We start from the raw sequence: 22863 nt of genomic DNA, 5'->3' as shown, positions 1-22863 counted from the left end.
CTGAGATGACCAGTCTGAGGGAAACCAAGAAGGCCGCCACCCGATCGGCCCTGGCGGAATCCGCCGCCGCCATCGCCCTGGCACAGGGCGTGGAGGGACTCACCGTGGCCGCCATCGCGGAGAACGCCGGGGTTTCCCCCCGCACCTTCCACAATTACTTTTCCTCACGGGAGGAGGCTCTTTTCCACGCCCTCGTGCGCCGGGTGAGAGCCCTCATGGAGGAGATGAATAATCTTCCTCCGGGGCTCTCCCTCCTCAGCGCGATGGAGGAGGTGGCGGTGCGCGGCCTGCACCACGATTCCTCCCACTTTGCCTCCCTCTCCGTGATCGCCCGCCTGGGCGAGGTGGGTGAGGCCCTGGGCAACGGGGACATCAAGACCTCCATGAAGCAGGAGTTCGATGGACTCATCGAGAAGCTGCACTCATGCTTCCCGGATCTGAGCGAGATGGAAATTAAGATCTCCCTGGGCGCGGCCTCCCAGGCCATCGTGGTGGCCCTGATGGACGTCGCCCGTAACTCGGATTCCCAACCAGGCGATGAGGAGCGGCTGATCCGCCAGGCCTTTGCCATCCTGCGCGGCCTGGCCTGATCCTCCCCGCCCGACCCCCGTATCATCGCGGGCATGAGCAATCTCATCGCCCGCGCCCAGGGGCTCGCCGCGCTGCGTCAGATTCGCGGCCCCCTGGAGTTCACCGGCCCGTCCGCCACCGATGACACCCCCGACGCCCCCGTCTCCGTGCTCGCCGGACGCACGGCGCTGCGCGGCACGCGGGTGGCCGAGGTGCAGGGCGATACCTGGCGTTGGCTCACCGCCTCGCGCGGTGGCACCGAGCCTCTGCGCCAGGAACTACTCGACCAGGCGGGATTGCTTTTCGACGCCGCCCCGGCCGTCCTCGCCCCGCGCCTGCACCGCAGCAAGGACGCCAAAGATTCCGCCTCCCGCATGGTGGTAGCCCTGCATCTGGACGCCTCCGGGGTGCCCCTGCGCCCGGCCTTGATAGAGGGCCTGGCCACCCAACCGGAGCGGGGCCGGGAGGAGGTACGGGGCATTGCCCTGCTGCGCGATCTCCCCCTGGTGGAGGCGGGCAATACCCTCACCCTCGCGCAGCAGCCCATCTACTTTGACGGCGATACCGCCCTCCAAGTTCCCGCCCCCGGCTCCCCCACCCTGGCCCAGGTGTATTCGGACGCCGCCTATCTCTCCGCCGAGCACCAGTTCTTCTTCCACTCCCAACACCCCGCCCAGCAGGTGCGCCTGGATCTTGCCTCCGGCACCGCCGAGGGCATGAGGGCACGGGTGCTGGGTATCTTCCACGGGGATTCCTTCACCTGGGGTTGGGCAGACGATCAACTCCCCGCCGCCGCCCAGGCCCCCAGCCGCACGCTCCTCGCCTTTGGCCAGCAGCACGGCATCATCCCCCTGGTACGCCCCCGGATTCCCCTGACTCAGGCCACCCGCTGGGACCTCGCGGTGATCGCCAAGCCCATTCTGGGGGCGTGGACGCACGCCGTGGCGGGCCTGGCCCCCGGAGTGACGGCCCTGCTGCTCCTGGAGGCCCCGCACCTCCACCTGCCGCCGCTGAGTACGGAGGTACAGCGGGAAGTCATCGCCCAGCCGCTGCCGGACTTTGCCGATGAACAGCGCGCACTTCGCGCCTACACCACCGCGCGGGGTGCGGCCTAGATGGAGGACGTATCTCCACGCGAACTCCTCGCCCGCAGGCTCATCGCCCAGGGATTAGCGGACTCGGCGGCCCGGCCCCGTTACTCCTCCGCCCTGGACGTGACCCGTGGGCTCCTGGCCCTCCAAGGCCAGACCTACCCGGCGGGTATCCGCGCGCTCGCGCTGCGCTGCGGGCTAGACGATGCCGCCGTGCTCCGCGAGGTCGATTCCCTCCGGGTGGTGCGTTCCTGGCCGCAGCGCGGCACCCTGCATTTCCTCGCCGCCGAGGACGTGCGCTGGCTCAGCCGACTGCTTTACCCCAGGATCTCACGCACCGCGCGGTTGGGTCTGGCCGAGGAAAAGGAGGTCATCACCGCCCGCGCCGCCCTGCACGCCGCGCTCCGGGAACGCGGCTCCGATCCCCTGCCCCGCAAGGAGGCCTACGAGGTATTCCGCGCGGCGGGCATAGATCCGGGCCAGGGGCGCGGGTCCCGCCTACTGCGTATTTTTGGCGGGGAGGGCGACGTGGTGCAGGGACCCCGGCGCGGCAACGCGGAGACCTTTCTGCACGTCGATCACCTGCCCGGCGCCGATCTGGATTACTCCGGCCAGGAGGCCCTGGTGGAACTGGGCTCGCGCTATGCCGCCGGGCACGGGGCCGGTGAGCGTGGCGGACCTCATGACGTGGTCCAAGCTCTCCAAGACGCAGGCCACGGCGGCGCTCCGGGAAGCCCACGGCACCGCGCGGGTGCGCTGCGCGGGCACGGATTATTGGCTGGCCACCTGGCAGGAAAACGTCACCGCTAAGGAGATAGAGGCGGCGCTGCGCCTGCGCCTGGAGCTACCCGCCTTTGATGAGTACCTGCTGGGATACGCCAATAAGCAGATGGTGCTGCCGGAGCACCTGCGCGATAACGTGCTCACCCGTAACGGCCTGAGCTGGCCCTGGGTGATGGAGGGCGGGGTGGCCGTGGCCGGCCTGCGCGCCACCTAAAAGCCCGCCTCAAGGCTAGGCAGACGGGTTCAGCAGGCGCGCATAGGCGGCCTCGTCCACGTCCGCGAACTCCGAGGGGGCAAAGGTGGCGGCGTGATCCTTATCCACCAGGATCGCGCGCACCCCCTCGGCAAAGTTCGCCTCGCGGCGCAGCACAAAGGCCAGGCGCGCCTCATTATCAATGCCCTCGTTCACCCCCACCGCGCTATTGGCGGCAAAGAGCGCGGCAGCGGCCACCACGGAGGCCGGGTTGGCCTCGCGCAGGGATTCCTCCACCACCGACCACAACTCGGGGTACTCCCGCGCAGCAGCCTCCACCTCACCCCAGGAGGAATGAGCAAAGGAGGCCTCAATGGCAGGCAGCAGGTCAAGCAGGCGATTCTCCTCTTCGGGGTGGTTCTCCCACCGTGCCAGGGCCCGCTCCACACCGTGATCCAGGATCGCCTGGCGCGCCTGCCCCAGTTCCGCCGAGGGAACGTAGTGCGTGGCCAGGCCCGTCCAGAGCATTTCCGTGGGGTTGAGCCGCCAGGCGGTGATCCCCAGGAAGGCACCCAGGGCCTGACCGCTGCCGGGGAGATGCTGGAGCACCCAGCTCATGCCCACGTCCGTGATGTAGCCGATCACCATTTCCGGCATGGAGGCAAAGGCGTTCTCCGTGACCACCCGGTGCGAGCCGTGCGCGCTCACCCCCAGCCCACCGCCCATCACCACGCCGTCGATCAGCGCCACGTAGGGCTTGGGGTACGCCGCCAGGGCCTTGTTCATGGCGTATTCCTCATCAAAGAACTCATCGATGTGGCGCTCCTCGCCCGCCAGGATCCGCTCGCGGGCGTAGCGCACGTCGCCGCCCGCGCAGAAACCCTTGGGCGTGGCGGATTCGATGAGCACCTGGGTGATCTCCGGGTTGTCCCGCCACTGCTCCAAGGCCTGCGCGATGGCGTGCACCATTTCCGGGTTGAGGCTGTTGAGGGCCTTGGGGCGGTTGAGCTGAATGATTCCGGTAGTCTGATCCACATGCGTGAGAACGGGAGGCGTCGTATCAGTCATGCCTCCCAGTGTTCCACATCACCCGACGTAGGACACGGAGAATAACCAATGGAGCGACGGCTCGTAGCGGTAGACATGGACGGCACCTTCCTTGACGGGCAGGGAAAGATTCCCGAGCGCTTCTGGGATTTCTATCCCCGCCTAGCGCAGGCCGGGATCGTTCTGGTTCCCGCCTCCGGCCGCCAACTGGCCACCCTCCGAGATCTCTTTGGCCCCCTGGGAGCGGAACTCGACTTCATCGCGGAAAACGGCACCGTGGTCTATGCCGGGGGCAAGGTGGTTTCCACCACCCCCATGCGGGAGCACTCCGCCCACGCGCTTATCGACGCCGCCGCCACCGCCCCCACCCGCATGGAACTGGTGGTATGCACGCCCACGATGGCCTACGTGAACAGGCCGGATATTCTCGACGAAGTGGCCAAGTATTACCACCGCGTGCGCAGCGTGACAGACCTGCACGAGGCCGTGGACGATACCGTGATCAAGATTGCCCTCTACTCCGAGGCGGACGCGGAAACCCACGCCCTGCCCCTGCTCAAGGCCGCCGCCCCCGAGGAGCAACCGACGCTCTCCGGCAAGCACTGGGTGGACGTGATGAGCCCGGAGGCCACTAAGGGCCGCGCCCTTTCCCAACTGAGCGAGGCCCTGGGGATTCCGATAGAGCGCACGATCGCCTTTGGCGATTACCTCAACGACCTGGAAATGCTGCGCACCGCGGGCACCGCCTACGCCATGAGCAACGCCCACCCCCTGATTAAGGAGGTGGCCGACCACATCGCCCCACCCAACACCGAGGCCGGGGTGCTCACGGTGCTAGAAGAACTTCTGGGTTAGCCCACCCGGTACAGCACCGCCGCGGCTTCCACCTCGCCGGAGGCCACCACGTCACCGAGTTCCCCGGCCATGACCACCACGGGGCAGGTGAGGTCGTAGCCTGCGGCAGCGATGGCGGGGGCGTCGATAGTCACCACCGGCTCCCCGGCGCGCACCTGTTCCCCCTTGGCCTTGTGCACCTCAAAGCCCTTGCCGTCTAGCTCCACGGTGTCAATGCCCACGTGCACCAGGATTCCGGTGCCGGACTCCTCCATGACGATGAAGGCGTGCGGGAGCACCTGCTTGAGGGTGCCGCCCAGCGGGGCCACCACCTCGATGGTGCCCTGCGCGGGCGGCACCACGGCCACCCCCTTGCCCACCATGCCGGAGGCAAAGACCTCGTCCTTGACCTCGCTCAACGCGATCACGCTGCCGGCCAGGGGCGCAAGAACCTCGCTCATAGCAGGTCCTCGATGTCCTCGGCGATCATCTCCGCCTGCGGGCCCACCACCACCTGCACCACGGAACCGGCGGCCACCACCCCGATGGCACCGGCGGTGCGCAGGGCGGCCTCGTCCACCACGGAGGCGTCGCTCACCACCGTGCGCAGGCGCGTAATGCAGCCCTCGATCTCCTCGATGTTATCCGTGCCGCCCAGGCCCGCGATGATGCCCTCGGTGTTGATCTGTGCCATAGCAAAACTCCTCTGTGTGCGCCTCATAAATAGCAGGTACCAGCATATACACTGAGCATGTTCCTCATCGTTGAAGCTCCCCACTAAAAGGAGTGCGCATGTCCACCAAGAAAAAGGGAAAGAGTATGCAGGTGCTTCAGCGCCTGGGCCGTTCCCTCATGCTGCCCATCGCCACCCTGCCGGTGGCCGCGCTCATGGCGCGCGCGGGCCAACCCGATCTGCTGGGCCGCTGGCCGGAGATCACCGTGCTCAACTGGCTGGCCCACCTGCTCGGCGGGGCGGGCAACGCGATCATGAGCAACCTGCCCATCCTCTTTGCGGTGGGCATCGCCATCGGGTTTGTGAAGAAGGCCGATGGTTCCACCGCCCTGGCCGCCGTGGTGGGATACCTCATGCTCACCGGCACCTTCGAGGCGATGTCCCCACTGGTGCTCGACGGCGTGACGGACGCCAACGGCGAGCAGGCCGTGGTGAACTATAACGTGTTTGGCGGCGTGGTCATCGGCCTCATCGCCGCCCTGGAATGGCAGCGCTTTCACCGCACCAAACTGCCGGACTGGCTGGGATTTTTCAGCGGCAAGCGCCTGGTCCCCATGATCGTGGGCTTTAGCGCGGTACTCGTGGCCATACCCATGCTGCTGATCTACCCCTACTTTGATGCCGCTCTCACCTGGGCGGGCGAGGCCGCACAGAATAACCACGTGATCGGCGGCTTCCTCTACGGCCTGGCCAACCGCTCGCTCATCCCGCTGGGCCTGCACCACCTGCTCAACTTCGTGCCCTGGTTCATCCTGGGCTCCCACCCCAACCAATCCGGGGACATCGTGCACGGCGATATTGCCCGCTTCCTCGCCGGCGATCCCACGGCGGGCAGTTTCATGACCGGCTTCTTCCCCATCATGATGTTCGCCCTGCCCGCCGCCTGCCTGGCCTTTTACCACACGGCCCGGCCCGCGCAGAAGAAGATCGTGGGCGGGGCGATGGTCTCCCTGGCGCTCACGGCCTTCCTCACCGGCATCACGGAGCCCATCGAGTTCTCCTTCATGTTCGCCGCCATGCCGCTGTACATCCTGCACGCGGTGCTCACCGGCACCTCCCTGGCGCTGATGAACTTCCTGGGAGCCAAGATGGGCTTTGGCTTCTCCGCCGGGGCCACCGACCTCCTGATTAACTGGGGAATCGGCACCCGGCCCTGGCTCATCCTGGTGGTGGGACTGGGCTACGGGCTGCTCTATTACGTGCTCTTCCGCTTCCTCATCACCAAATTCGATCTGATGACGCCGGGGCGCAACCCGGAGGAGGACCCGGAGCCCGCACCCGGCACTCCGGCTACCGACGCCGCCCCTGCCGCGCCCCGGGGCACCGCGAGCGACGGCAGCGGTGAGCCCGACGCAGGCCCGCAGGCTACTTCTTCTTAGCCTTCTTCTTCCCGGCCTCCAACTGCGCGGCCACGTCCGGCACGTAGCGGAAGTCCTCGCGCGGGGGCCGCTGATAGTCATTATTGGACTTCGGCCGCTCCGGGATTTCCGGCAACTCGCGCTCGATTTTCTCATAGGGCACGGTGGAAAGCAGGTGCGAGATCACGTTGATCCTCGAGCGCTTCTTATCCTCCGATTCCACCGTGTACCAGGGGGCGGCCGGAATATCGGTGTGCACGAACATCTCATCCTTGGCGCGGGAATACTCCTCCCACCGGGTGATGGACTGCAAATCCATCGGGGAGAGTTTCCAGCGGCGCAGCGGATCATTGCGGCGGGACTCAAAGCGCGCGATCTGCTCCTCATCGGAGACGGAGAACCAATACTTGCGCAGCATGATTCCGTCCTCCACCAACAGGCGCTCAAAGATCGGGGCCTGATGCAGGAAGCGGCGATACTCCTCCGAGGTGGCAAAGCCCATCACACGCTCCACCCCGGCGCGGTTGTACCAGGAGCGGTCAAAGATCACGATCTCCCCCGCCGTGGGGAGTTTTTCCACGTAGCGCTGGAAATACCACTGCCCCTTCTCCCGGGAGGTGGGGGCGGGCAGGGCCTCGATCCGACAGGTACGCGGGTTGAGGTACTGGGTGATTCGTTTGATGGCGGAGCCCTTGCCCGCGGCATCGCGCCCCTCCATCACGATCACCAGCCGCGCGCCGGTCTCCACCACCCACTGCTGCATGTCCACCAATTCCGCTTGCAGGCGCTTGAGTTCCTTCTCATAGGCCTTCTTGTTCAACTTGGGCGGATTGGTGCTGTGCGGTTCCTCATGGTTCATGAGTAACCAGTGTAGCGGGGCTTAAACCACTGCTAGTCCACAGCGAACTCGGCCATGCGATCCCACTCGGTCTTGCCCGGAATGGTGGTGTTGATGATCTTGGGCGTTTCCAGCAGCAGTTCGGGGAAGAGTTCGCAGGCGTCCTTGAAGTGCTGGGAGTTCACGTGGGCCTCGGCGGCGTCATCCTGGAAGGCCTCCAGAAGCACGTACACGCCGGGATCGTCGGTGCTGCGGTACCAGTCGAAGAAGATGTTGCCCTCCTCCGCGCGGGTGGCCTCGGTGAACTCAGCGACCTTCTCCCGGAAGTTCTCCAGGTACTCGGGCTTGGGGCGGTACACGACGTTAATCAAAATCATGGGTGCCAGGGTACGCGAGGTGCTTCTTGTCTGCTGCCGCGTACGCTCATCGCTTGCAGAAGAACTCTTTAAGATCCGCGTCGGTGATCTCAAAGTTGTGATCACCATCGGTGAAGTTATTTATCCACGGGGACTCCTGGTGCGTTTTATTCCGCAGCGCCCACGCGGAATAGACGGCATACCTCTGCCAGGTCTCTACGAGGGAATCCTCCACCTGAGCGAACTTGTCCCAGTCGAAGTCATCAGAAACAAACTGATCGGGGTCGATAGGATTCCGCCCGAACCTTTTGAGATCGTGGTACACCTCTGGAACCACAGGCCCCTGCGACCAGGCCTGCATGTGCTCAAGGAAAAGCGGAACACCGCCGCTATTGCTCATAAAAACGCCCTTGGCATAGTACAGCAGTTTTTGCACCTTGAGCGGGGTGAGGTCGGTGTTCTCCGCTTCCTCCGCCCAGACGACAAACCACTGGGCAATATCCCGTGCGCTAAGCCCCGTATCCACCATGATGTTCTCCCCCATAATCCTTCGGATGACTACGCACTAGGATACCCGGCAGCTGTGCCGCTACCAAGAACCCCGCCCTCCTAAAACCTCTCGTCCTGCGTGATCTCCAGGGCCTTCTCCAACGCCGGTTCCAGTTCCTGCGCGCGGCGCTGTTCCAGGCCCGCCACGGCGGCAAAGCCGTCCAAGAGTTCATCGCCATAGTTATGCCCGTGGCTCTGCGGCACGTTCTGACTCACTGGCAGATCGGCCGCCACCTGGAGGAACGTGATAAAGGGAATCCAGTTCATCTCCGGGAGGCGATCAAACCCGGCGGGTTCGCGCAGCCAATCCGGTTCCTCCAGCATGAGGGAGGGTGACCACCACACGATCGGGTCCGAGGGGTGCTGAATGTAGAGCACGCGGGTGGGGCCCCACTGCTCGTTATCCCCGCTAAAGGAGCGCACCTGCTCGGCGTTTTGGGCAAAGCGCACCACCAATCCCCCGGAATATTCCGGGCTGACCTCGGTGGTGCCGGGGTCGCGCCGCTCGATAAAACTCGACCACAGGGGATTGAAGTCCGGCGGGCCGGTGAGCAGGATTCCGTTCACGGAGGAGGAAATATCGCGCATACCGGAGAACGCTGATTCCACCGCCGTGGAGCCCAGGGATTCGCCGTAGAGGTAGAGCTTGGGGCGATCGTCGGCGGGCAGGGAGTTCCACCAGTCCACCACCGGGGTAATCAGCGCCTTGCCGGCCTCCTGCACGGCGTCGCCACCGGCGAAAAAGTGGAAGGCCGAGGGCAGGTAGGAATACTGCGCGGCGGCCACGGCGGTGTTCCCGCCGTAGAGCAATTCAAAGGCCTGGGCCGCGCGCATGTTCACCCACCCGGTGCCGGTGGGCAGCACCAGGAGCAGGGCCTCGCGGTCGCGGGCCCCGGTGCGCTCTAGTTCGTCGATAAGCGCTTGGGCTCGGTCGCGCACCTCCGGCTCGTTGCGCAGGCCCGCGTAAATGCGCACCGGCTCGCGCGCGGGCTGGCCGGTGACCTCGGCTAGTTCCTCCGCCCGCAGGCCGCCATCGACGAACCTCATGCCGTAACTGCCCAGGCCGTCAAAAGCCACGGTGGATTCCGGGGAGCCGGAGCGCTCCGCCTCCTGAGGTTGTTCCACGCCCTCCTCGGGGTCCTTGTTGCTCACGGAAAAGGCCCGCTCCCCTGCGCTGACGATCACTCCGGGGATCACCTCATTGATGAGCAGCAGGCACACGAAGATCGCCGCGCCCCAGCCCAGGGTGCTGCGCACCGGGGCACGCAGGCGCGAGGGGGCGGCACGGGTAAGCAGCCGCGCCAGGCCACGCACGGCCACCCCCACCACCAGGGTGAGCGTAAAGAACACGAGGCCCACCGGCACCACCAGCAGGAACTCCCACAGGGGGTACGCCTGCGCCCCGGTGAGTTCGGCCACGCCGTGCTGCCAGCGCAGGGAGAATACGGCCGCGGCGATCACGCCCACCCAGGCCGCCACGGGCACGGCAATGTCCAGGAACCCGCGCACGCGGGGAGAGATGGCATCGAGCCGGGCGCGCAGGCGCGGCGCGTAGCGCGGGGAGAACCAGCGGTGCCAAATGCGGTAGGCCCCGCGCCCCAGGGCGTAGCCGATGCCCGCGCCCAGGCCGCAGACTAGGCCCTGGTAGAAGAAGTCTCGGGGCAGCAGCGAGGGGGTGAGCCCCAGCACAAACATGATCGCCGCACCCACCATGCCCCAGGGGTGCAGCCGGATTTTCTTTATCATCAACCCTCTAATTCCTCGGCGGCCTCTAGCCACGCGCCCTCGGCCGCCTCGTGCTGCTCGCGCAGCGCGCGCACCTGGGCGTCCAACTCCGCGAGCCGCGCCGTGTCCGGGGGCGTGGCGGCGGCCACCTCTGCCATATCGGCCTCGTGCCGGGCGATCTTGTCCGCCAGGGTGGACATCTCCCGCTCTAATTTGTTCATCTTCTTGGTCAGTTGGCGGTGTTCCTGGCTGCTCAACCGCCCGGTCGCGGCGGGTTCGGCGGTAGACGCGGAGGCCCCAGTGGACGCAGCAGCGGAGGAAGCCGCCCCGGCAGCACCGCGCTCCCCCAGGTTCAGGGTGCCCGCCCCCTCGGCGGCGGCCTCCCGCGCGCGGCGCTGAAGATACTGCTCGATGCCGCCGGGGAGGTTGGTGAGTTCCCCATCGCCAAAGAGCGCCCAGGTGCTATCCGCGATGCGCTCGATGAGGTAGCGATCATGCGAGATCACCACCAGGGTTCCCGGCCAGCCGTCCAGCAGGGATTCCAGTTCCTGCAAGGTATCAATGTCAAGGTCGTTGGTGGGCTCGTCGAGCAGCAGTACGTTCGGCTCCGTCATGAGCACGCGGGTGAGTTGCAATCGACGCCGCTCCCCACCCGAGAGATCGCCCACGGGGGTGCGCTGGCGCTTGGCGGAAAAGCCCAGGCGCTCGGCCAGCTGGGAGGCGGAGAGTTCCTTGTCTCCCAGGTGTACGTAGGTGGCGATGTCCTCCACGGCGTCGATAAGCCGACGCTGGGGATCGAGGTCATCGAGTTCCTGGCGCAGCCAGCCCAGGCGCACGGTGGTGCCCTGCTTGCGTTGGCCACCGGAGAGGGGGTACTCCCCGGCCAGGGTGCGCAGCAGGGTGGTTTTGCCCGAGCCGTTTACCCCCACCAGGCCGATGCGCTCGCCAGGGGCCAGCCGCCAGGTCAGGCCCTCCACGAGCGCGCGGCCGTCGGGGGTTTCCACGCGCGCGTCCTCCAGGTCGATCACCCGGTTGCCCAGGCGGCGCTTGGAAAAGGCCATGAGTTCCACGCTGTCGCGCGGGGCGGGCACGTCCGCGATGAGCGCCTCGGCGGCCTCGATCCGGTAGCGCGGCTTGGAGGTGCGCGCCGGTGCTCCGCGACGCAGCCAGGCGAGTTCCTTACGCGCGAGATTGCGGCGGCGGGCCTCGGCGGCATCGGCCTGGCGAGCTCGCTCGGCGCGGGCGAAGATCCAGTCGTTGTACCCGCCCTCGTACACGTCCACCTGGCCGTCGTGTACCTCCCAGGTGCGGGTGGCCACGGTATCGAGGAACCAGCGGTCGTGGGTGACCACCACCAACGCCACCTTGCGGGAGAGCAGGTGCGCGGCCAGCCACTGCACGCCCTCCACGTCGAGGTGGTTGGTGGGCTCATCGAGCACCACGAGGTCAAGGTCGCGCACCAGGGCGGCGGCGAGGTTCACGCGGCGGCGTTCCCCGCCGGAGAGCGAGCCCACCGGGGTATCCAGGCCCAGGCCTGCCATGCCCAGCCCGCCGAGCACCGCGCGCACCTTGGCGTTGGAGGCCCACTCGAAGGTCTCCAGGCCCAGCGGGGCCAGCACCACCTGGGCCACGGTGGCGGCGGGGTCGAGGTCGGCGCGCTGAGTGACCACCGCCATGCGCAGGTCGCTGACGTGGGAGACGCGCCCGGAGTCCGGTTCTTCCAGCCCCGTGAGCACCTCCAGCAGGCTGGTCTTGCCGCCGCCGTTGAGTCCCACCACGCCGATGCGATCCTCGCTTTGCACGCCGAGGGATACGCCGTCAAGCAGGGTTTTTAGGCCGTAGGAGAGGGATACGTTCTCCATATTGATGAGGTTTGCCATAACGGATCACATTCTAAGCCACCCCTACCACCCCCGCATTATTGATAGTGATTCCCATTATCAACTAGTCTGCTTTCCATGAAACGCACCGCGGCGATCGCCGCCATTCTCAGCACCGGAGCCCTCCTCACCGCCTGCGCGGGGGGCGGCGCACCCACTGACACGCCCACCGACTCCCCCACACACAACAAACCCACGCATAACGGCCCCACGCACGACGGCCCCGCCGAGGTCACCGAGGTTTCCGCCCTCCACCCCCGCCTCACCTACACCCACGAGGGCGGCCTGACCACTCTGGACGTCATCACCGGCGATACCCTCGCCACCACCTCGCGCGAGGGCTTCCTGCGCCTCAATCCCAGCGGCGACGGCCGCACCCTCCTCGTCAGCGCGGGCGACGAGTACCTGCTCTACGACACCGCCGCCCAACGCGTAGACCACGGCGATCACTCCCACTTCTATTCCGGCGATCCCGTGCTCACCTCCACCGCCTTCGACGCCCCGCACGCCGGGCACGTGGTGGCCCACGGCACGCACACCGCCCTCTTCTCCGACGGCGAGGGCACCGTCACCCTCCTACCCACGGATTCCTTCACCAAGGACTCCCCCGCCGAACCCACCCACATATCCACCGGGGCCGCCCACCACGGTGTGGCCGTGCCCCTGGGCGAGAATCTGCTCACCACCACCGGCACCGAGGAATCGCGCTCCATCGTGCGGCTTATCGACGCCTCCGGCACCACCCAGGCGGAAACCACCGACTGCCCCGGCGTGCACGGGGAGGCCGTGGCCGCCGGGGAGCGCGTGGTGTTCGGCTGCGAAAACGGGCCGGTAATCTTTGACGGAGCGCAGTTCCACAAGGTGCCCGCGCAGCACGAATACCAGCGCTCCGGGAACCTCGCGGGCCACCCTGATTCCCCCTACGTGCTGGCGGATCACAAGATCGACGCCGATGCCGAGCACGAGCACCCCACCGCCGTGGCGATCATCGACACCCGCGATTTTTCCCTGCGCACCGTGGACCTGGAGGCCTCCTATTGGTTCCGTTCGCTGGGGCGCGATGAGGAGGGCAACGGCGTGGTGCTGGCCACCGACGGCACGCTCAAGATCATCGACATGGAGCGCGGCGAGGTGCTGCGCAGCATTCCGGTGATCGAGCCCTGGGAGGAAAAGGAGGATTGGCAGGAGGCCGGGCCGATCCTCAAGGTGGCGGACTCCACCGCCTACGTGAGCGACGCCGCCGGTGGGATCTTTGTGGTGGACCTAGCCTCCGGGGAGGTGGTGGCCCAGCACGAGGTGGAGAACGCCCCGGTGGAGATGGAGGTGACGGGGGCGTGAGGATAGTGGGCGGCAGAAAAATCTTTTCAGGGAGTATTGACGGTCACATCAAGTGATCCATATCATTGGAGCGTCGGAATAATCCTTTGGGAGGAGTTGCATGTCACCTCTAAGAATGAAGGCCCGCAACGCAGCGCTTTGCCCTGCACCCGCCTCCGCACACGGGGCTACCCGCTAACTCCTCACCTCCTTTTGGTGACGCACAATACGTGCGCCACCTCATTTTCCTTTTTGAGAGGAAGCACCATGATTCGGTGGATCATTCGCGCCGCTGCCCTGGTTCTCTCCCTGGTGTGCGGGGTGCTGGCGCTTCAGAGTTTTATCTTTCAACAGGAACAGCAGCCCTTTGGCACCACCACGGCGCTGACCCTGCGCATCAACGAGAGCACCCGGCCCAAGGAAGAGGTAGCCGCCAGCCTGCACCGCATGGCCGAGGAACACTCCGTTTCCCTGCTCCGGGAAACCAGCCAGGAGGACCCCGAGGGCGGCACCGCCCACGATATTTTCTACTTTGGCGCTCGCCCACCGGCTGCTGCGGTGGCCCTGGACGGGGACTCTATCCAGTGGTTCTCCCAGCAGAGCCACGGTTCCCTGCACCCGCACACGGAACTGGGCACCACTCCTCTGTCCGGGCGCTACGTGCTCTCGCCCTCACCCGAGGCCCGCGCCGCCCTGGACGCCTGGGCCCCAGAGCACCAGGCCAGCATTGAGTGGGAGCGGCCCACTTCTCCTCTCCGCCTCGTGTATGCGTACCTCATTCACAATGGGGCGGGAAACGCCGCCCTCGCCACGCTCCTCGCGCTCACCGCCGCGCTCTCCGCGTGGTTATTGGGGCGGGAGCGCGGGCGCAGCCTCCGCCTCCTCGGCGGCGTGCCCAGCCAGCGTATTCACCGCGAGGACGCCCTCTCCATCGCGGCGCTGCTGGCCCCCGGGTTCCTCGTGGGCGGCCTCGCCTGCCTGTGCTGGGTGATCGCCGCCCACGGGGCGGAGCAACTTCCCCTGGTCTGGGGCCGCGTTCTCCTCGTGCAGGCGGCGGCCTTTGCCGCAGCCCTCCTGGTATTCGTATTACTCAGCGTGGTGGGGCGGCCCAGCGTTGCCGCCCTGGCCGAGCGCCGCATACCCCAGGGCTTCCGCCGCATGGGTCTGGTCTTGCACGGCGCGGCGCTGGTGGTGGCGCTCCTCGTGGTACCCAGCACCGCCACCCTCGCGCTCCACGCGCACCGCCTGGCCCAGGATCACGCCCTGTGGGAGGCCATGAAGGGCACGGTGCGTGTATCGTTCTCAGATTCCACCGCACTCATGGATTCCCCGGAGGGGGCCCGCAACGTGGCGGCGGCGCTGCAAGAACTCAGCGACTCCGGGCATCTTAGAACCTCCCTCATTCTCGATTCCTCCATCGCCTATTCCCGCGAGGAAATGGACGGCTTCCAGCACATCATCATCACCGATGAGGCCTGGCTGCGCGCCTTCGGCATATCCCTCCACGACCTCACGGAAGTCTCGCTGCCCCAGGCCGCCCCCACCTTTGCGCGGGGCTGGTTGGGAAAGGATCAGCAACTTTCCCTCCTCTCCCGCGACGGCACCGATGAAGCCGGGCTGCGCTATTACCTCAACGGCTCCACTCCCGTTCCCGCGATGGAGGCCGGAGTGGCTCTCGGGGGTAATACCGTTCAGGCCACGGACTCCCTCCTCGTGGTCACCGATTCCCCGCTTTCCGCCTTCAGCGTCCCCGGTTTCCTTCTCCCCTCCTTATCCTCCGGGAATATCGTCTCCACCGAGGAAGGCGCGCTCCGGGAGGCGCTCACGCGCCACGGTCTTGGCCCTTACGTCTACTCCGTGGACTCCATCGCGCAACTCTCCCTGGATCAGGCGCGGAAGTTCCAGGAGGAATCCCGCATGTACTTCCTCACCATCGCGCTTATCCTGGCCGCGATCTTCCTCAGCGGGGCACAAAACGCCGCGCTCTGGGCCACGCGCAACGCCCGGAGAATCACCACGCACCACCTCGCGGGGCACCCCTATCGCTCCATGATCGGCGCACCGCTGCGTGGCGACGCCCTCCGTGCCACCCTCACCGTGGCCCTCGCCGGAGCGCTCACCTTTGTGCTGCGCCACCCCGATCCCCTCATTCTGCTTCTCTCCGGCGCTGCGGTGCTCGCGCTCAGCCTCGCCGCCAGCGCCCTGTTCTACCGCGCCTCCGCTATCCAGGCGTTTCGCCGCACCGTCACCCGTCCCCCCTAGGAGTCCCCATGCAGATCACCACTCGTCGCCTCGGCATCACCCTCGCGGGCACCACCATCCTCCATGACCTCGACCTCCGTCTGGAACCAGGCCGCATGGTGGCCCTCACCGGCCCCTCTGGCTATGGAAAGAGCACGCTCCTCGCGTGCCTAGGCCTCATTCAGCGCCCCACCACGGGAAAGGTGCTCGTCGATGGGGTGGATACCACCTCCTGGCGAGACCGCGAGCGCACCCGCTTCTGGGGCGAGCACGCGGCCTTTATCTATCAGGATTACGGCATCATCGAGGAGGAAAGCGCGCGCTATAACGTCACCCTGCGCCGGGGGCGCGGCGCGGCAGCCGACGCCGCCCTGGCCAGCGTGGGTTTATCCGACAAGGCCAAGGCCACCGCCGCCACGCTCTCCGGTGGGGAGAAGCAGCGCCTGGGTATCGCCCGGGCCATCTACAAGGAATCCTCCGTTATCTACGCCGATGAGCCCACCGCCTCCCTGGACGCGGGCAACCGCGCCACGGTCACCTCGCTCCTCCGCGAGCGGGCCCGCTCCGGAGCCCTGGTGCTCATCGCCACCCACGACGAGAATCTGGCCAGTATGTGCGATCAGCGTATTCCCCTGGCCTAAAGCACCCGCGCCCCCGGAACCGGCCCGTGGGCCACCACCGCGCGGCTGGCCAGGTTCTGTTCCAGCAGGCCCTCGGCCACCGCTGCGGCGGAATCGGCGTCCCGGCACAGGAACGCCAACGTGGGCCCGGAGCCGGAGACCACGCAGCGCAGGGCCTCTAGTTCCACCGCCGCGCCGTGGGCCACCCGCAGCCGGGGCATGAGTTGCAGCGCGGCGGGTTCCAGATCGTTGTGCATGTGTACCGCCACGGCCAGGGGATCGCCGCTGGCCAGGGCCTTGTTCACGGCGGTGACGTCCAGGTGAGGCGCGGCCTCCGGGCGGGCGTAGCGCAACTCATCTAGTTGCCTGAACACGCTCGGGGTGGAGAGCCCCTGGGGGGATAGCGCGAATACCCAGTGGTACTCCCCCTTGCTCAGCACGGGAGTGAGTTTTTCCCCGCGTCCGCGCCCCCAGGCGGTGCCGCCCATGAGGGTAAAGGGCACGTCCGAGCCCAGTTCCGCGGCGATCTCGTAGAGTTCCTCCTCCGCCAGGGGCGGGTACTCCGAGGCAAAGATCTCCGTGGTGGCGCGCAGGACGGCGGCCGCGTCGGCCGAGCCACCGGCCATGCCGCCGGCGGTGGGTATCCCCTTGTGCAGGTGCAGGAACAGGGCCGGTACCCAGGAAAGCCCGTGGCGCTTCCGGTAGCGCGCCACCACGGCCTCGGCCGCCCGCACCGCGAGGTTGGTGGAATCGGTGGGCACCAGGTGCGCGTCCAGGCCCGTCACCCGCACCCCACGCACGTGCGGGCCGTTTTCTATCCGGCGCGCGGGCACCGCCTCCACGGCCACGTCATCGTGCAGGCTCACCGCCTGAAACACCGTGGAGAGTTCGTGAAACCCGTCCGAGCGGGCCTCCCCCACGCCCAAAAAGACGTTCACCTTGCCGTGGGCGCGGGCGTGCACCACCCGCCGCCTCACTGCACGTCTCCTAAGCGGATAAAGTCCGCCACGTTCAACTTCTCCCCGCGCTCCTGGGGTTCGATGCCCGCTGCGCGCAGTCGCTCCTCGGCGGCCGCCCCGGAGCCATACACCCCGGAGAGCGCGGCGCGGAGGGTCTTGCGGCGCTGGGCAAAGGCGGCGTCGATAAGCGGGAACACGGCGCGGCGGGTGTCCTCGGTGATAAGCCAGGGGGAATCCGCGCCAAAGCAATCTATGCGCACCAGGCCGGAATCGATGCGGGGGGCGGGCCAAAAGACGTTCTTGCCGATCGCCCCGGCGCGGCGCACCTGACCATAAAAGCTCGCCTTGACCGAAGGCACGCCGTACACGCGGGAGCCGGGGTCTGCGGCCAGGCGGTCGGCCACCTCGGCCTGCACCATCACCAGCACGCGGCGCAGCGTGGGAAAGGTGGCCAGCAGGTGCAGCAGTACCGGCACGGAGACGTTATAGGGCAGGTTGGCCACCAGGGCCGTGGGGGGCTCGGGCACGTCCTCGGGGCGCAGCCGCAGGGCGTCGCGGTGTACCACCGTGAGTTTCGCGGCGTGATCGGGGGCGAACTCGCGGGCGGTGTCCGGCAGGCGTTGGGCCAGGCGCTCATCAATCTCGATGGCGGTGACCTGGCTGGCGGTATCCAGCAGGGCCAGGGTGAGCGAGCCCAGGCCCGGCCCCACCTCGATCACTCGATCCTCGGGCTGGAGTTCCGCCGCCGCGACGATCCGGCGCACGGTATTGGGATCGTGCACAAAGTTCTGCCCCAGTTTCTTGGTGGGACTCACGTCCAGTTCCTCCGCGAGGTGGCGTATCTCCACGGGCCCGAGCAGCCGGGCGGCGCGCTCCCCCATGCCTAGCGGATACCGAGCTTGGCGGTGCAGGCGGGCCAGGCACCCCAGCCCTGGGAGGCCTGCACCTTTTCCGCCACGGCGATCTGCTGCTCGCGGGTGGCCATGTGGGCCTCGGGGGCATAGGCGGTGCCGCCGAAGCCCGCCCAGGTGGAGGGGGTAAATTGCAGGCCGCCGGAGAAGCCGTTGCCGGTATTGATGGACCAATCGCCCCCGGCCTCGCACTGCGCCAGGGAATCCCACACGCTGCCCTGTGCCACGGCGGGGGCGGAGGAGGACTCGGAGGAACCCTGCGATCCCACGCTCACCGGGGCCTTGGCCTCCTTAGTGCCGCGCGCGATCACGCGGGGTGCGGCGGGGGTCTTATCCTCCTGGTGAATGACCTTGTTTTCCTTTTCCTTGCCATTCACGCGCACGATGGCGCGGGTGATCTCGCGCAGGCCGGTGGAACCCTCCTCCACGACGGACTCCTCGCCCTGGGGCAATTCCGCGTTATCCACGTACTCCACCGGGGGCTCGATCTCCTCGGTAAACTTTTCCTCCACCTTTTCCACGCGGTCGATTGCGATGCTGAGGTTCTTGCTCAGGGGGGTATCCAGCGCCGGGCGCACCACGTCATGCTCTCCCAGTTCGATGCCGCGCTGGGCGAGCACGTCGCCCACGGTCTTGGCGGCCAGGGAAGTGTAACTGGTGGCACCGCCATCGTGAATGGCCACGATCTTGGGCGAGGTGACCTCTAAGGTCATGCCGTCGGTCACGGGGCTCGACCCCTCGGCGGTGGTCACTGAGCCGGGATCGATCTCCGGGTGCTCGCTGAGCAGATCCTCCACGGTAAGCGCGGTGGAACGAATGTCCTGCTCCTGGCCGTCAATCACCAGGGCCACGGGCTTGGCGGTGCGCACGGTGATGGTACCGGAATCCGCCACCCTTTCCGAGGGAGCCGGGTACACCAGATCCCCCGCGCCCACCTCCACGCCGGCCTCCTCCAGGGCACCGGCGATATCCTTGGACATGGTGGTCAGTTCCGTGCGCTCGCCATTGAGATCCAGCACCACGGACTTCTGCCCCTGCGCCACCACTACGCCGCCCACCACCATCGTGGCCAGCACGCCACCCGTGGCCATGCGCAGCGGCATGGAGTGGCTGTTATTAATGCGGCGGATCGTTGAGGTGCGCTTGTGTGCCTTCACAGTGTTCTCATTCTCCCGTGTTCTCCCGTGCCCCTCGATCCCGAGGGCCGTTCCAACCCGAATAACAATACGGTAACGCCCCCGCACTGTCCAGCACCCACGCCGTGGCCCGGCACGAGTCAAGCGGAGGAACGCCGCAGGTCAGGGCACATGAATCACAGAAACCACAGCAGTCCCAAGCGTGCGGTTCCTCCTACACCACCCCATAGGCGGCGTCGAAAGTCCGCGAGACCTCCTCCGCCAATTCCTCCGGGGCCTGGCCGCGCGCCTCGGCCACGCATCGCGCGGTGTGCCCCACCAGGGCTGGTTCGTTGCGCGCGCCGCGATACGGCTCCGGGGTCATGTATGGCGCGTCCGTTTCCACCAGGAGTTGCCCGCGCGGGGCCAGCGCCGCCGCCTCCCGCAATTCCTCGTTGCGCTTGAACGTGACGTTGCCCGCAAAGCTCAGCACCCAACCGCGCTCGATAGCCTGGCGCGCCATTGGCAGCGGGGAGGAAAAGCAATGCAGGATCACCGTGGGCGGGGCCGGGGAATCGTCCAGGATACGCAGCAGGTGTTCGTCTCCCTCCCGATTGTGGATCATCAGCGCCTTGCCGCTGCGCGCCGCCAATTCCGCGTGCCAGCGCAGCGCCTCCTCCTGCACATCCAGCGGCGCGGTTCCCTCGGCGTCGTGCTTGAGCCAATAGGTATCAATGCCGGTCTCCCCGATGGCCACGCAACGCGGGGCCGCCGCCATCTCCACTAATCGACGCCGCGCCGCCTCGTCCAGCTCCCCCGCCCGGGTGGGGTGAATGGCGCAGGCGGCGTACACGCGCTCCTCCCAGTGCGCGGCCCGCAGCGCCTGCTCGGCCTCGGCCAGGCCGTCACCCACCGTGCAGATCTTCTCCACCCCGGCAGCAGCCGCTCGCTCCACCACGGCTCGCACCGCCTCCGGGGTGTCCGCCCCGCAGGAGGCCAGGTGGGTGTGCGCGTCCACCAGGTGTGGAAGAAAAGGGGCGGGCTGCGGAATGGGACGGGGCTTCTTTTTTGCCATGCTCCCCGTCTTACCAGAAAGCGCGCCCCTTATTTCCGGCTCATTCCCGGCCTACTCGAAGCGCTGCACCGCGTAGGTGCCCTCGCTCTCCCCGTGGCTCCACCCGGCCCCCATCAGGCTCGCGCCCTCATCGAGGATATTGGCCCGGTGCGCCGGGGACTCGATCCACTCATCCACCACCTGCTCCGGGCCCACCTCGCCGCCAAACCAGGCGATATTCTCCGCAAAATCCCCCTCCGCATGCTCCAAGTCCCCCTGTGCGCGCAGGAAGTCCGCCCACGCCTGGGAATCCTCCACCAGGCGTTGATCGCAACCCAACGCCTCCAGGCCCTTGCTCTCCCGATACTCGTTGGTCAGGCGCACGATATTGGCCACGTGATAGTCCGCGCAGTTAAAGGCGTGCGCCGGGCTCGGCGCCAGGCTCACCACCCCTGCGGCCGCCACCGCGCCCGCTAAGAACACCCCGGCGGAATAACGAATAGAAATCATGACATAACCCCTTCCTTTTTTATACGATTTTTACCGTTTTACAATTCCCAGGCTAGGCGTAAAAGCACGGGTTCGCCGTGAAAAAATTATGGTACGGGGCCATTCAAAACGGCAGGATAATAAGAACCTATTGCCGCCGCTTTTATTCATGGCCGTTATCCCGGTCTTTCCCCACGTTCCCCACCACTACCCCGGCCGCCACCGCCGAAAACATGAGATACGCACACATCACTGTTGATAATCCCACAGTGGAGGTATGGCGGATAAAATCTCTCCGCCTCACCTAACCCCCCGGCCTCAAACTAGCCCCCGATCCCCCCCCTGAAAAGCACCGCGCGCTACTCCGCAGGCTGCACCGGGGCCCACGCCGGGCCGGTTTCGGCCAACTCCGGGTCGAGCTTCTGGATCAGCGGCTTGGGCTTGGCCAACGCCGTTCCCGGCACCACCTCCACGCGCTCCCAGCGCGCCTGCTGGGCGGCGTAATCCCCGGAGATGATCGGATAGCGCTGCCCCTCCTCCGGCAGGCCGGTGCCCACGAGTTCCACGGGGGCGTCGTCCGTGACCTCGCTGACCTCGGGCTGCGCGGCCCACACGCCCTCGCGGCCCAGGGTCTCGTGCACTCGCTGCGCGGTGGCGGGCAGGTAGGGGGTGAGCATGACGTTGCAGTCGCTGACCACCTGGAGGGCCGTCCACAGCACAGTGGCCAGGCGCTCGCGCTGAGCCTCGTCCTTGGCCAGTTTCCAGGGCTCCTGGGCCGCGATGTAGGCGTTGGCCTCCCCCACCACGTGCATGGCGGCGGTGATGCCCGCCTTGAACTTGGACTGCCCCAGGTACTCGCCCACGGTGTCCAGGGATTCCTGGGCCAGGCGCAGGATCTCCTCGTCCTCGGCGGTGAGCGCGGCGGGGACGGGCACCTCACCGAAGTTCTTGTGCGCCATGGATACGGTGCGGTTCACCAGGTTGCCCCAGCCGTTGGCCAGCTCGTTATTGATGCGGCGCACAAACTCGTCCCAGGTGAAGTCCGTGTCCATGTTCTCCGGCCCGGCCACGGCGATGAAGTAGCGCAGCGGGTCCGGCCCGAACTCCTCCAGGAAGTCCTTGACGTAGATCACCACGCCCTTGGAGGAGGAGAACTTGGAGCCGGACATGGTGAGGAACTCCGAGGACACCACCTCCGTGGGCAGGTTCAACTCCCCGTAGGCGTGCTGAGAGCCGCCCTTGGCCCCCTTGCCCGCATAACCCAGGAGTTCCGCTGGCCAGATCTGGGAGTGGAAGGTGATGTTGTCCTTCCCCATGAAGTAGTAGCCCTCGGCCTGGGGGTTCTGCCAAAACTTCTTCCACGCCTCCGGATCCCCGGAGCGCCAGGCCCACTCGATGGAGGCGGAGAGGTAGCCGATCACCGCGTCAAACCACACATAGAGCTTCTTGGCGTTGTTATCCTGCCAGCCCTCCACCGGCACGGGGATGCCCCAGTCAATATCGCGGGTCATGGCGCGCGGGTGGAGATCGCGCAGGAGGTTCAGGGAGAACTTGAGCACGTTGGGCCGCCAGGATTCGCGGGTGCTCAGCCACTGCTCTAGGGCCTCGGCCAGCGCCGGGAGGTCCAGCAGGAAGTGCTCGGTCTCGATGAACTCCGGGGTCTCGCCGTCGATCTTGGACACCGGCTTGATCAGATCCACCGGGTCAAGCTGGTTGCCGCAGTTATCGCACTGGTCGCCGCGCGCGCCGTCGGCACCGCAGATGGGGCAGGTGCCCTCGATGTAGCGATCCGGCAGGGTGCGGCCCGTCTTGGGCGAGACTGCGCCCATGGTGGTCTGCTTGATCATGTAGCCGTTCTCGTACAGGCCCTTGAATAGTTCCTGTACCACGGCGTAGTGATTGCGGGTGGTGGTGCGGGTGAAGAGGTCATAGGAAAGCCCCAGGCCCGCGAGGTCCTGGACGATCTGGCGGTTATAGCGATCCGCCAGTTCCTTGACGGACACCCCCTCCTTGTCCGCCTGCACCAGCAGCGGCGTGCCGTGCTCGTCCGTGCCGGAAACCATGAGCACCTCGGCGCCCTGCATTCGCTGATAGCGGGCAAACACATCCGAGGGAACTCCAAAGCCCGCCACATGGCCGATGTGGCGCGGGCCGTTGGCATAGGGCCAGGCAACAGAAACGAGCACGGTTTTGGTCATGC

22 protein-coding genes and 1 pseudogene are annotated in these 22863 nt (G+C 66.7%); 9 read left to right on the top strand and 14 right to left on the bottom strand.

The annotated features are described in order from the left end of the window. Window positions 1–5 precede the first annotated feature (5 nt). From OLW90_RS03570 to OLW90_RS03555, 4 genes and pseudogenes are all read left to right on the top strand, one after another. Window positions 6–590: a TetR/AcrR family transcriptional regulator gene (locus OLW90_RS03570; protein WP_319651389.1), complete on the top strand. Its 585-nt coding sequence runs from the start codon at window positions 6–8 to the stop codon at window positions 588–590. A 33-nt stretch (window positions 591–623) separates the two neighbouring features. Continuing rightward, on the top strand, window positions 624–1685 hold the full coding sequence (locus OLW90_RS03565) for a DUF6882 domain-containing protein (RefSeq protein WP_319651388.1): 1062 nt from the start codon (window positions 624–626) through the stop codon (window positions 1683–1685). Then, a pseudogene (locus OLW90_RS03560) lies at window positions 1686–2267 on the top strand (DNA glycosylase AlkZ-like family protein); the annotation flags it as partial. A 76-nt stretch (window positions 2268–2343) separates the two neighbouring features. Continuing rightward, complete coding sequence (locus OLW90_RS03555) at window positions 2344–2658, top strand: DNA glycosylase AlkZ-like family protein (RefSeq protein ID WP_319651387.1); 315 nt, start codon at window positions 2344–2346, stop codon at window positions 2656–2658. A 15-nt stretch (window positions 2659–2673) separates the two neighbouring features. On the opposite strand, the gene OLW90_RS03550 is transcribed toward OLW90_RS03555, so the two are convergent. Then, window positions 2674–3705, bottom strand: a complete 1032-nt coding sequence (locus OLW90_RS03550; RefSeq protein WP_319651386.1) for a 3-hydroxyisobutyryl-CoA hydrolase — start codon at window positions 3703–3705, stop codon at window positions 2674–2676. Between the two features lie 48 nt (window positions 3706–3753). On the opposite strand from OLW90_RS03550, the gene OLW90_RS03545 reads away from it, so the two are divergent. After that, the gene (locus OLW90_RS03545) at window positions 3754–4539 is read left to right on the top strand and encodes a Cof-type HAD-IIB family hydrolase (RefSeq protein WP_319651385.1); all 786 of its coding nucleotides are present in this window, start codon (window positions 3754–3756) and stop codon (window positions 4537–4539) included. Here OLW90_RS03545 and OLW90_RS03540 read toward each other — a convergent pair. Both OLW90_RS03540 and OLW90_RS03535 read right to left on the bottom strand, forming a co-directional pair. Continuing rightward, window positions 4536–4979 carry a PTS glucose transporter subunit IIA gene (locus OLW90_RS03540; RefSeq protein WP_319651384.1) on the bottom strand — a complete coding sequence of 148 codons (444 nt, stop codon included), beginning with the start codon at window positions 4977–4979 and terminating at the stop codon, window positions 4536–4538. The genes OLW90_RS03545 and OLW90_RS03540 overlap by 4 nt on opposite strands. Continuing rightward, a complete protein-coding gene (locus tag OLW90_RS03535; RefSeq protein ID WP_319651383.1) occupies window positions 4976–5212 on the bottom strand; it encodes a glucose PTS transporter subunit EIIB in 237 nt (78 codons plus the stop codon). The genes OLW90_RS03540 and OLW90_RS03535 overlap by 4 nt, the downstream gene beginning before the upstream one ends. 98 nt (window positions 5213–5310) lie before the next feature. Between OLW90_RS03535 and OLW90_RS03530 the strand changes: the two genes are divergently transcribed. After that, window positions 5311–6630, top strand: a complete 1320-nt coding sequence (locus OLW90_RS03530; protein ID WP_319651382.1) for a PTS transporter subunit EIIC — start codon at window positions 5311–5313, stop codon at window positions 6628–6630. On the opposite strand, the gene ppk2 is transcribed toward OLW90_RS03530, so the two are convergent. From ppk2 to OLW90_RS03505, 5 genes are all read right to left on the bottom strand, one after another. Continuing rightward, window positions 6617–7468: a polyphosphate kinase 2 gene (ppk2, locus tag OLW90_RS03525; protein WP_319651381.1), complete on the bottom strand. Its 852-nt coding sequence runs from the start codon at window positions 7466–7468 to the stop codon at window positions 6617–6619. The genes OLW90_RS03530 and ppk2 overlap by 14 nt on opposite strands. A gap of 32 nt (window positions 7469–7500) precedes the next feature. Then, window positions 7501–7824, bottom strand: a complete 324-nt coding sequence (locus tag OLW90_RS03520) for a putative quinol monooxygenase (protein ID WP_319651380.1) — start codon at window positions 7822–7824, stop codon at window positions 7501–7503. A gap of 46 nt (window positions 7825–7870) precedes the next feature. Continuing rightward, complete coding sequence (locus OLW90_RS03515; protein WP_319651379.1) at window positions 7871–8347, bottom strand: Panacea domain-containing protein; 477 nt, start codon at window positions 8345–8347, stop codon at window positions 7871–7873. Window positions 8348–8412: 65 nt separating this feature from the next. Next, window positions 8413–10098 (bottom strand): alpha/beta hydrolase, encoded by a 1686-nt coding sequence (locus OLW90_RS03510; RefSeq protein ID WP_319651378.1) that lies wholly within the window; start codon window positions 10096–10098, stop codon window positions 8413–8415. After that, entirely contained in the window at window positions 10098–11957 is a 1860-nt protein-coding gene (locus OLW90_RS03505) for an ABC-F family ATP-binding cassette domain-containing protein (RefSeq protein WP_319651377.1), read from the bottom strand. Before OLW90_RS03505 ends, OLW90_RS03510 begins: the two co-directional genes overlap by 1 nt. Window positions 11958–12035: 78 nt before the next feature. Between OLW90_RS03505 and OLW90_RS03500 the strand changes: the two genes are divergently transcribed. From OLW90_RS03500 to OLW90_RS03490, 3 genes are all read left to right on the top strand, one after another. Continuing rightward, window positions 12036–13295 carry a hypothetical protein gene (locus tag OLW90_RS03500; protein WP_319651376.1) on the top strand — a complete coding sequence of 420 codons (1260 nt, stop codon included), beginning with the start codon at window positions 12036–12038 and terminating at the stop codon, window positions 13293–13295. Window positions 13296–13541: 246 nt separating this feature from the next. Then, window positions 13542–15536, top strand: a complete 1995-nt coding sequence (locus tag OLW90_RS03495) for a hypothetical protein (RefSeq protein WP_319651375.1) — start codon at window positions 13542–13544, stop codon at window positions 15534–15536. Window positions 15537–15544: 8 nt separating this feature from the next. Continuing rightward, the gene (locus OLW90_RS03490; RefSeq protein ID WP_319651374.1) at window positions 15545–16156 is read left to right on the top strand and encodes an ABC transporter ATP-binding protein; all 612 of its coding nucleotides are present in this window, start codon (window positions 15545–15547) and stop codon (window positions 16154–16156) included. Here the strand turns inward: OLW90_RS03490 and OLW90_RS03485 are convergent. From OLW90_RS03485 to metG, 6 genes are all read right to left on the bottom strand, one after another. Continuing rightward, the gene (locus OLW90_RS03485; RefSeq protein WP_319651373.1) at window positions 16153–17112 is read right to left on the bottom strand and encodes a 4-(cytidine 5'-diphospho)-2-C-methyl-D-erythritol kinase; all 960 of its coding nucleotides are present in this window, start codon (window positions 17110–17112) and stop codon (window positions 16153–16155) included. The genes OLW90_RS03490 and OLW90_RS03485 overlap by 4 nt on opposite strands. Beyond that, window positions 17109–17975 carry a 16S rRNA (adenine(1518)-N(6)/adenine(1519)-N(6))-dimethyltransferase RsmA gene (gene rsmA / locus OLW90_RS03480; RefSeq protein ID WP_319651372.1) on the bottom strand — a complete coding sequence of 289 codons (867 nt, stop codon included), beginning with the start codon at window positions 17973–17975 and terminating at the stop codon, window positions 17109–17111. Before rsmA ends, OLW90_RS03485 begins: the two co-directional genes overlap by 4 nt. Before the next feature lie 2 nt (window positions 17976–17977). Then, the gene (locus tag OLW90_RS03475) at window positions 17978–19108 is read right to left on the bottom strand and encodes a transglycosylase family protein (RefSeq protein ID WP_319651813.1); all 1131 of its coding nucleotides are present in this window, start codon (window positions 19106–19108) and stop codon (window positions 17978–17980) included. A 247-nt stretch (window positions 19109–19355) separates the two neighbouring features. Continuing rightward, the gene (locus OLW90_RS03470) at window positions 19356–20195 is read right to left on the bottom strand and encodes a TatD family hydrolase (RefSeq protein WP_319651371.1); all 840 of its coding nucleotides are present in this window, start codon (window positions 20193–20195) and stop codon (window positions 19356–19358) included. Window positions 20196–20246: 51 nt separating this feature from the next. After that, complete coding sequence (locus OLW90_RS03465; protein WP_319651370.1) at window positions 20247–20684, bottom strand: CAP domain-containing protein; 438 nt, start codon at window positions 20682–20684, stop codon at window positions 20247–20249. Between the two features lie 338 nt (window positions 20685–21022). Continuing rightward, window positions 21023–22861, bottom strand: a complete 1839-nt coding sequence (metG, locus tag OLW90_RS03460) for a methionine--tRNA ligase (protein WP_319651369.1) — start codon at window positions 22859–22861, stop codon at window positions 21023–21025. Window positions 22862–22863: the final 2 nt, after the last annotated feature.

Origin of the sequence: Corynebacterium sp. 21KM1197 (assembly GCF_033783015.1) — a bacterium.
GTDB lineage: Bacteria > Actinomycetota > Actinomycetes > Mycobacteriales > Mycobacteriaceae > Corynebacterium.
This window is presented reverse-complemented; position numbering and strand designations above follow the sequence as displayed.

Coding starts and splice junctions, on each gene's coding strand:
- OLW90_RS03570 (WP_319651389.1), top strand. CDS start 6: ATGACCAGTCTGAGGGAAACCAAGAAGGCCGCCACCCGATCGGCCCTG.
- OLW90_RS03565 (WP_319651388.1), top strand. CDS start 624: ATGAGCAATCTCATCGCCCGCGCCCAGGGGCTCGCCGCGCTGCGTCAG.
- OLW90_RS03555 (WP_319651387.1), top strand. CDS start 2,344: ATGACGTGGTCCAAGCTCTCCAAGACGCAGGCCACGGCGGCGCTCCGG.
- OLW90_RS03550 (WP_319651386.1), bottom strand. CDS start 3,705: ATGACTGATACGACGCCTCCCGTTCTCACGCATGTGGATCAGACTACC.
- OLW90_RS03545 (WP_319651385.1), top strand. CDS start 3,754: ATGGAGCGACGGCTCGTAGCGGTAGACATGGACGGCACCTTCCTTGAC.
- OLW90_RS03540 (WP_319651384.1), bottom strand. CDS start 4,979: ATGAGCGAGGTTCTTGCGCCCCTGGCCGGCAGCGTGATCGCGTTGAGC.
- OLW90_RS03535 (WP_319651383.1), bottom strand. CDS start 5,212: ATGGCACAGATCAACACCGAGGGCATCATCGCGGGCCTGGGCGGCACG.
- OLW90_RS03530 (WP_319651382.1), top strand. CDS start 5,311: ATGTCCACCAAGAAAAAGGGAAAGAGTATGCAGGTGCTTCAGCGCCTG.
- ppk2 (WP_319651381.1), bottom strand. CDS start 7,468: ATGAACCATGAGGAACCGCACAGCACCAATCCGCCCAAGTTGAACAAG.
- OLW90_RS03520 (WP_319651380.1), bottom strand. CDS start 7,824: ATGATTTTGATTAACGTCGTGTACCGCCCCAAGCCCGAGTACCTGGAG.
- OLW90_RS03515 (WP_319651379.1), bottom strand. CDS start 8,347: ATGGGGGAGAACATCATGGTGGATACGGGGCTTAGCGCACGGGATATT.
- OLW90_RS03510 (WP_319651378.1), bottom strand. CDS start 10,098: ATGATAAAGAAAATCCGGCTGCACCCCTGGGGCATGGTGGGTGCGGCG.
- OLW90_RS03505 (WP_319651377.1), bottom strand. CDS start 11,957: ATGGCAAACCTCATCAATATGGAGAACGTATCCCTCTCCTACGGCCTA.
- OLW90_RS03500 (WP_319651376.1), top strand. CDS start 12,036: ATGAAACGCACCGCGGCGATCGCCGCCATTCTCAGCACCGGAGCCCTC.
- OLW90_RS03495 (WP_319651375.1), top strand. CDS start 13,542: ATGATTCGGTGGATCATTCGCGCCGCTGCCCTGGTTCTCTCCCTGGTG.
- OLW90_RS03490 (WP_319651374.1), top strand. CDS start 15,545: ATGCAGATCACCACTCGTCGCCTCGGCATCACCCTCGCGGGCACCACC.
- rsmA (WP_319651372.1), bottom strand. CDS start 17,975: ATGGGGGAGCGCGCCGCCCGGCTGCTCGGGCCCGTGGAGATACGCCAC.
- OLW90_RS03475 (WP_319651813.1), bottom strand. CDS start 19,108: ATGCCGCTGCGCATGGCCACGGGTGGCGTGCTGGCCACGATGGTGGTG.
- OLW90_RS03470 (WP_319651371.1), bottom strand. CDS start 20,195: ATGGCAAAAAAGAAGCCCCGTCCCATTCCGCAGCCCGCCCCTTTTCTT.
- OLW90_RS03465 (WP_319651370.1), bottom strand. CDS start 20,684: ATGATTTCTATTCGTTATTCCGCCGGGGTGTTCTTAGCGGGCGCGGTG.
- metG (WP_319651369.1), bottom strand. CDS start 22,861: ATGACCAAAACCGTGCTCGTTTCTGTTGCCTGGCCCTATGCCAACGGC.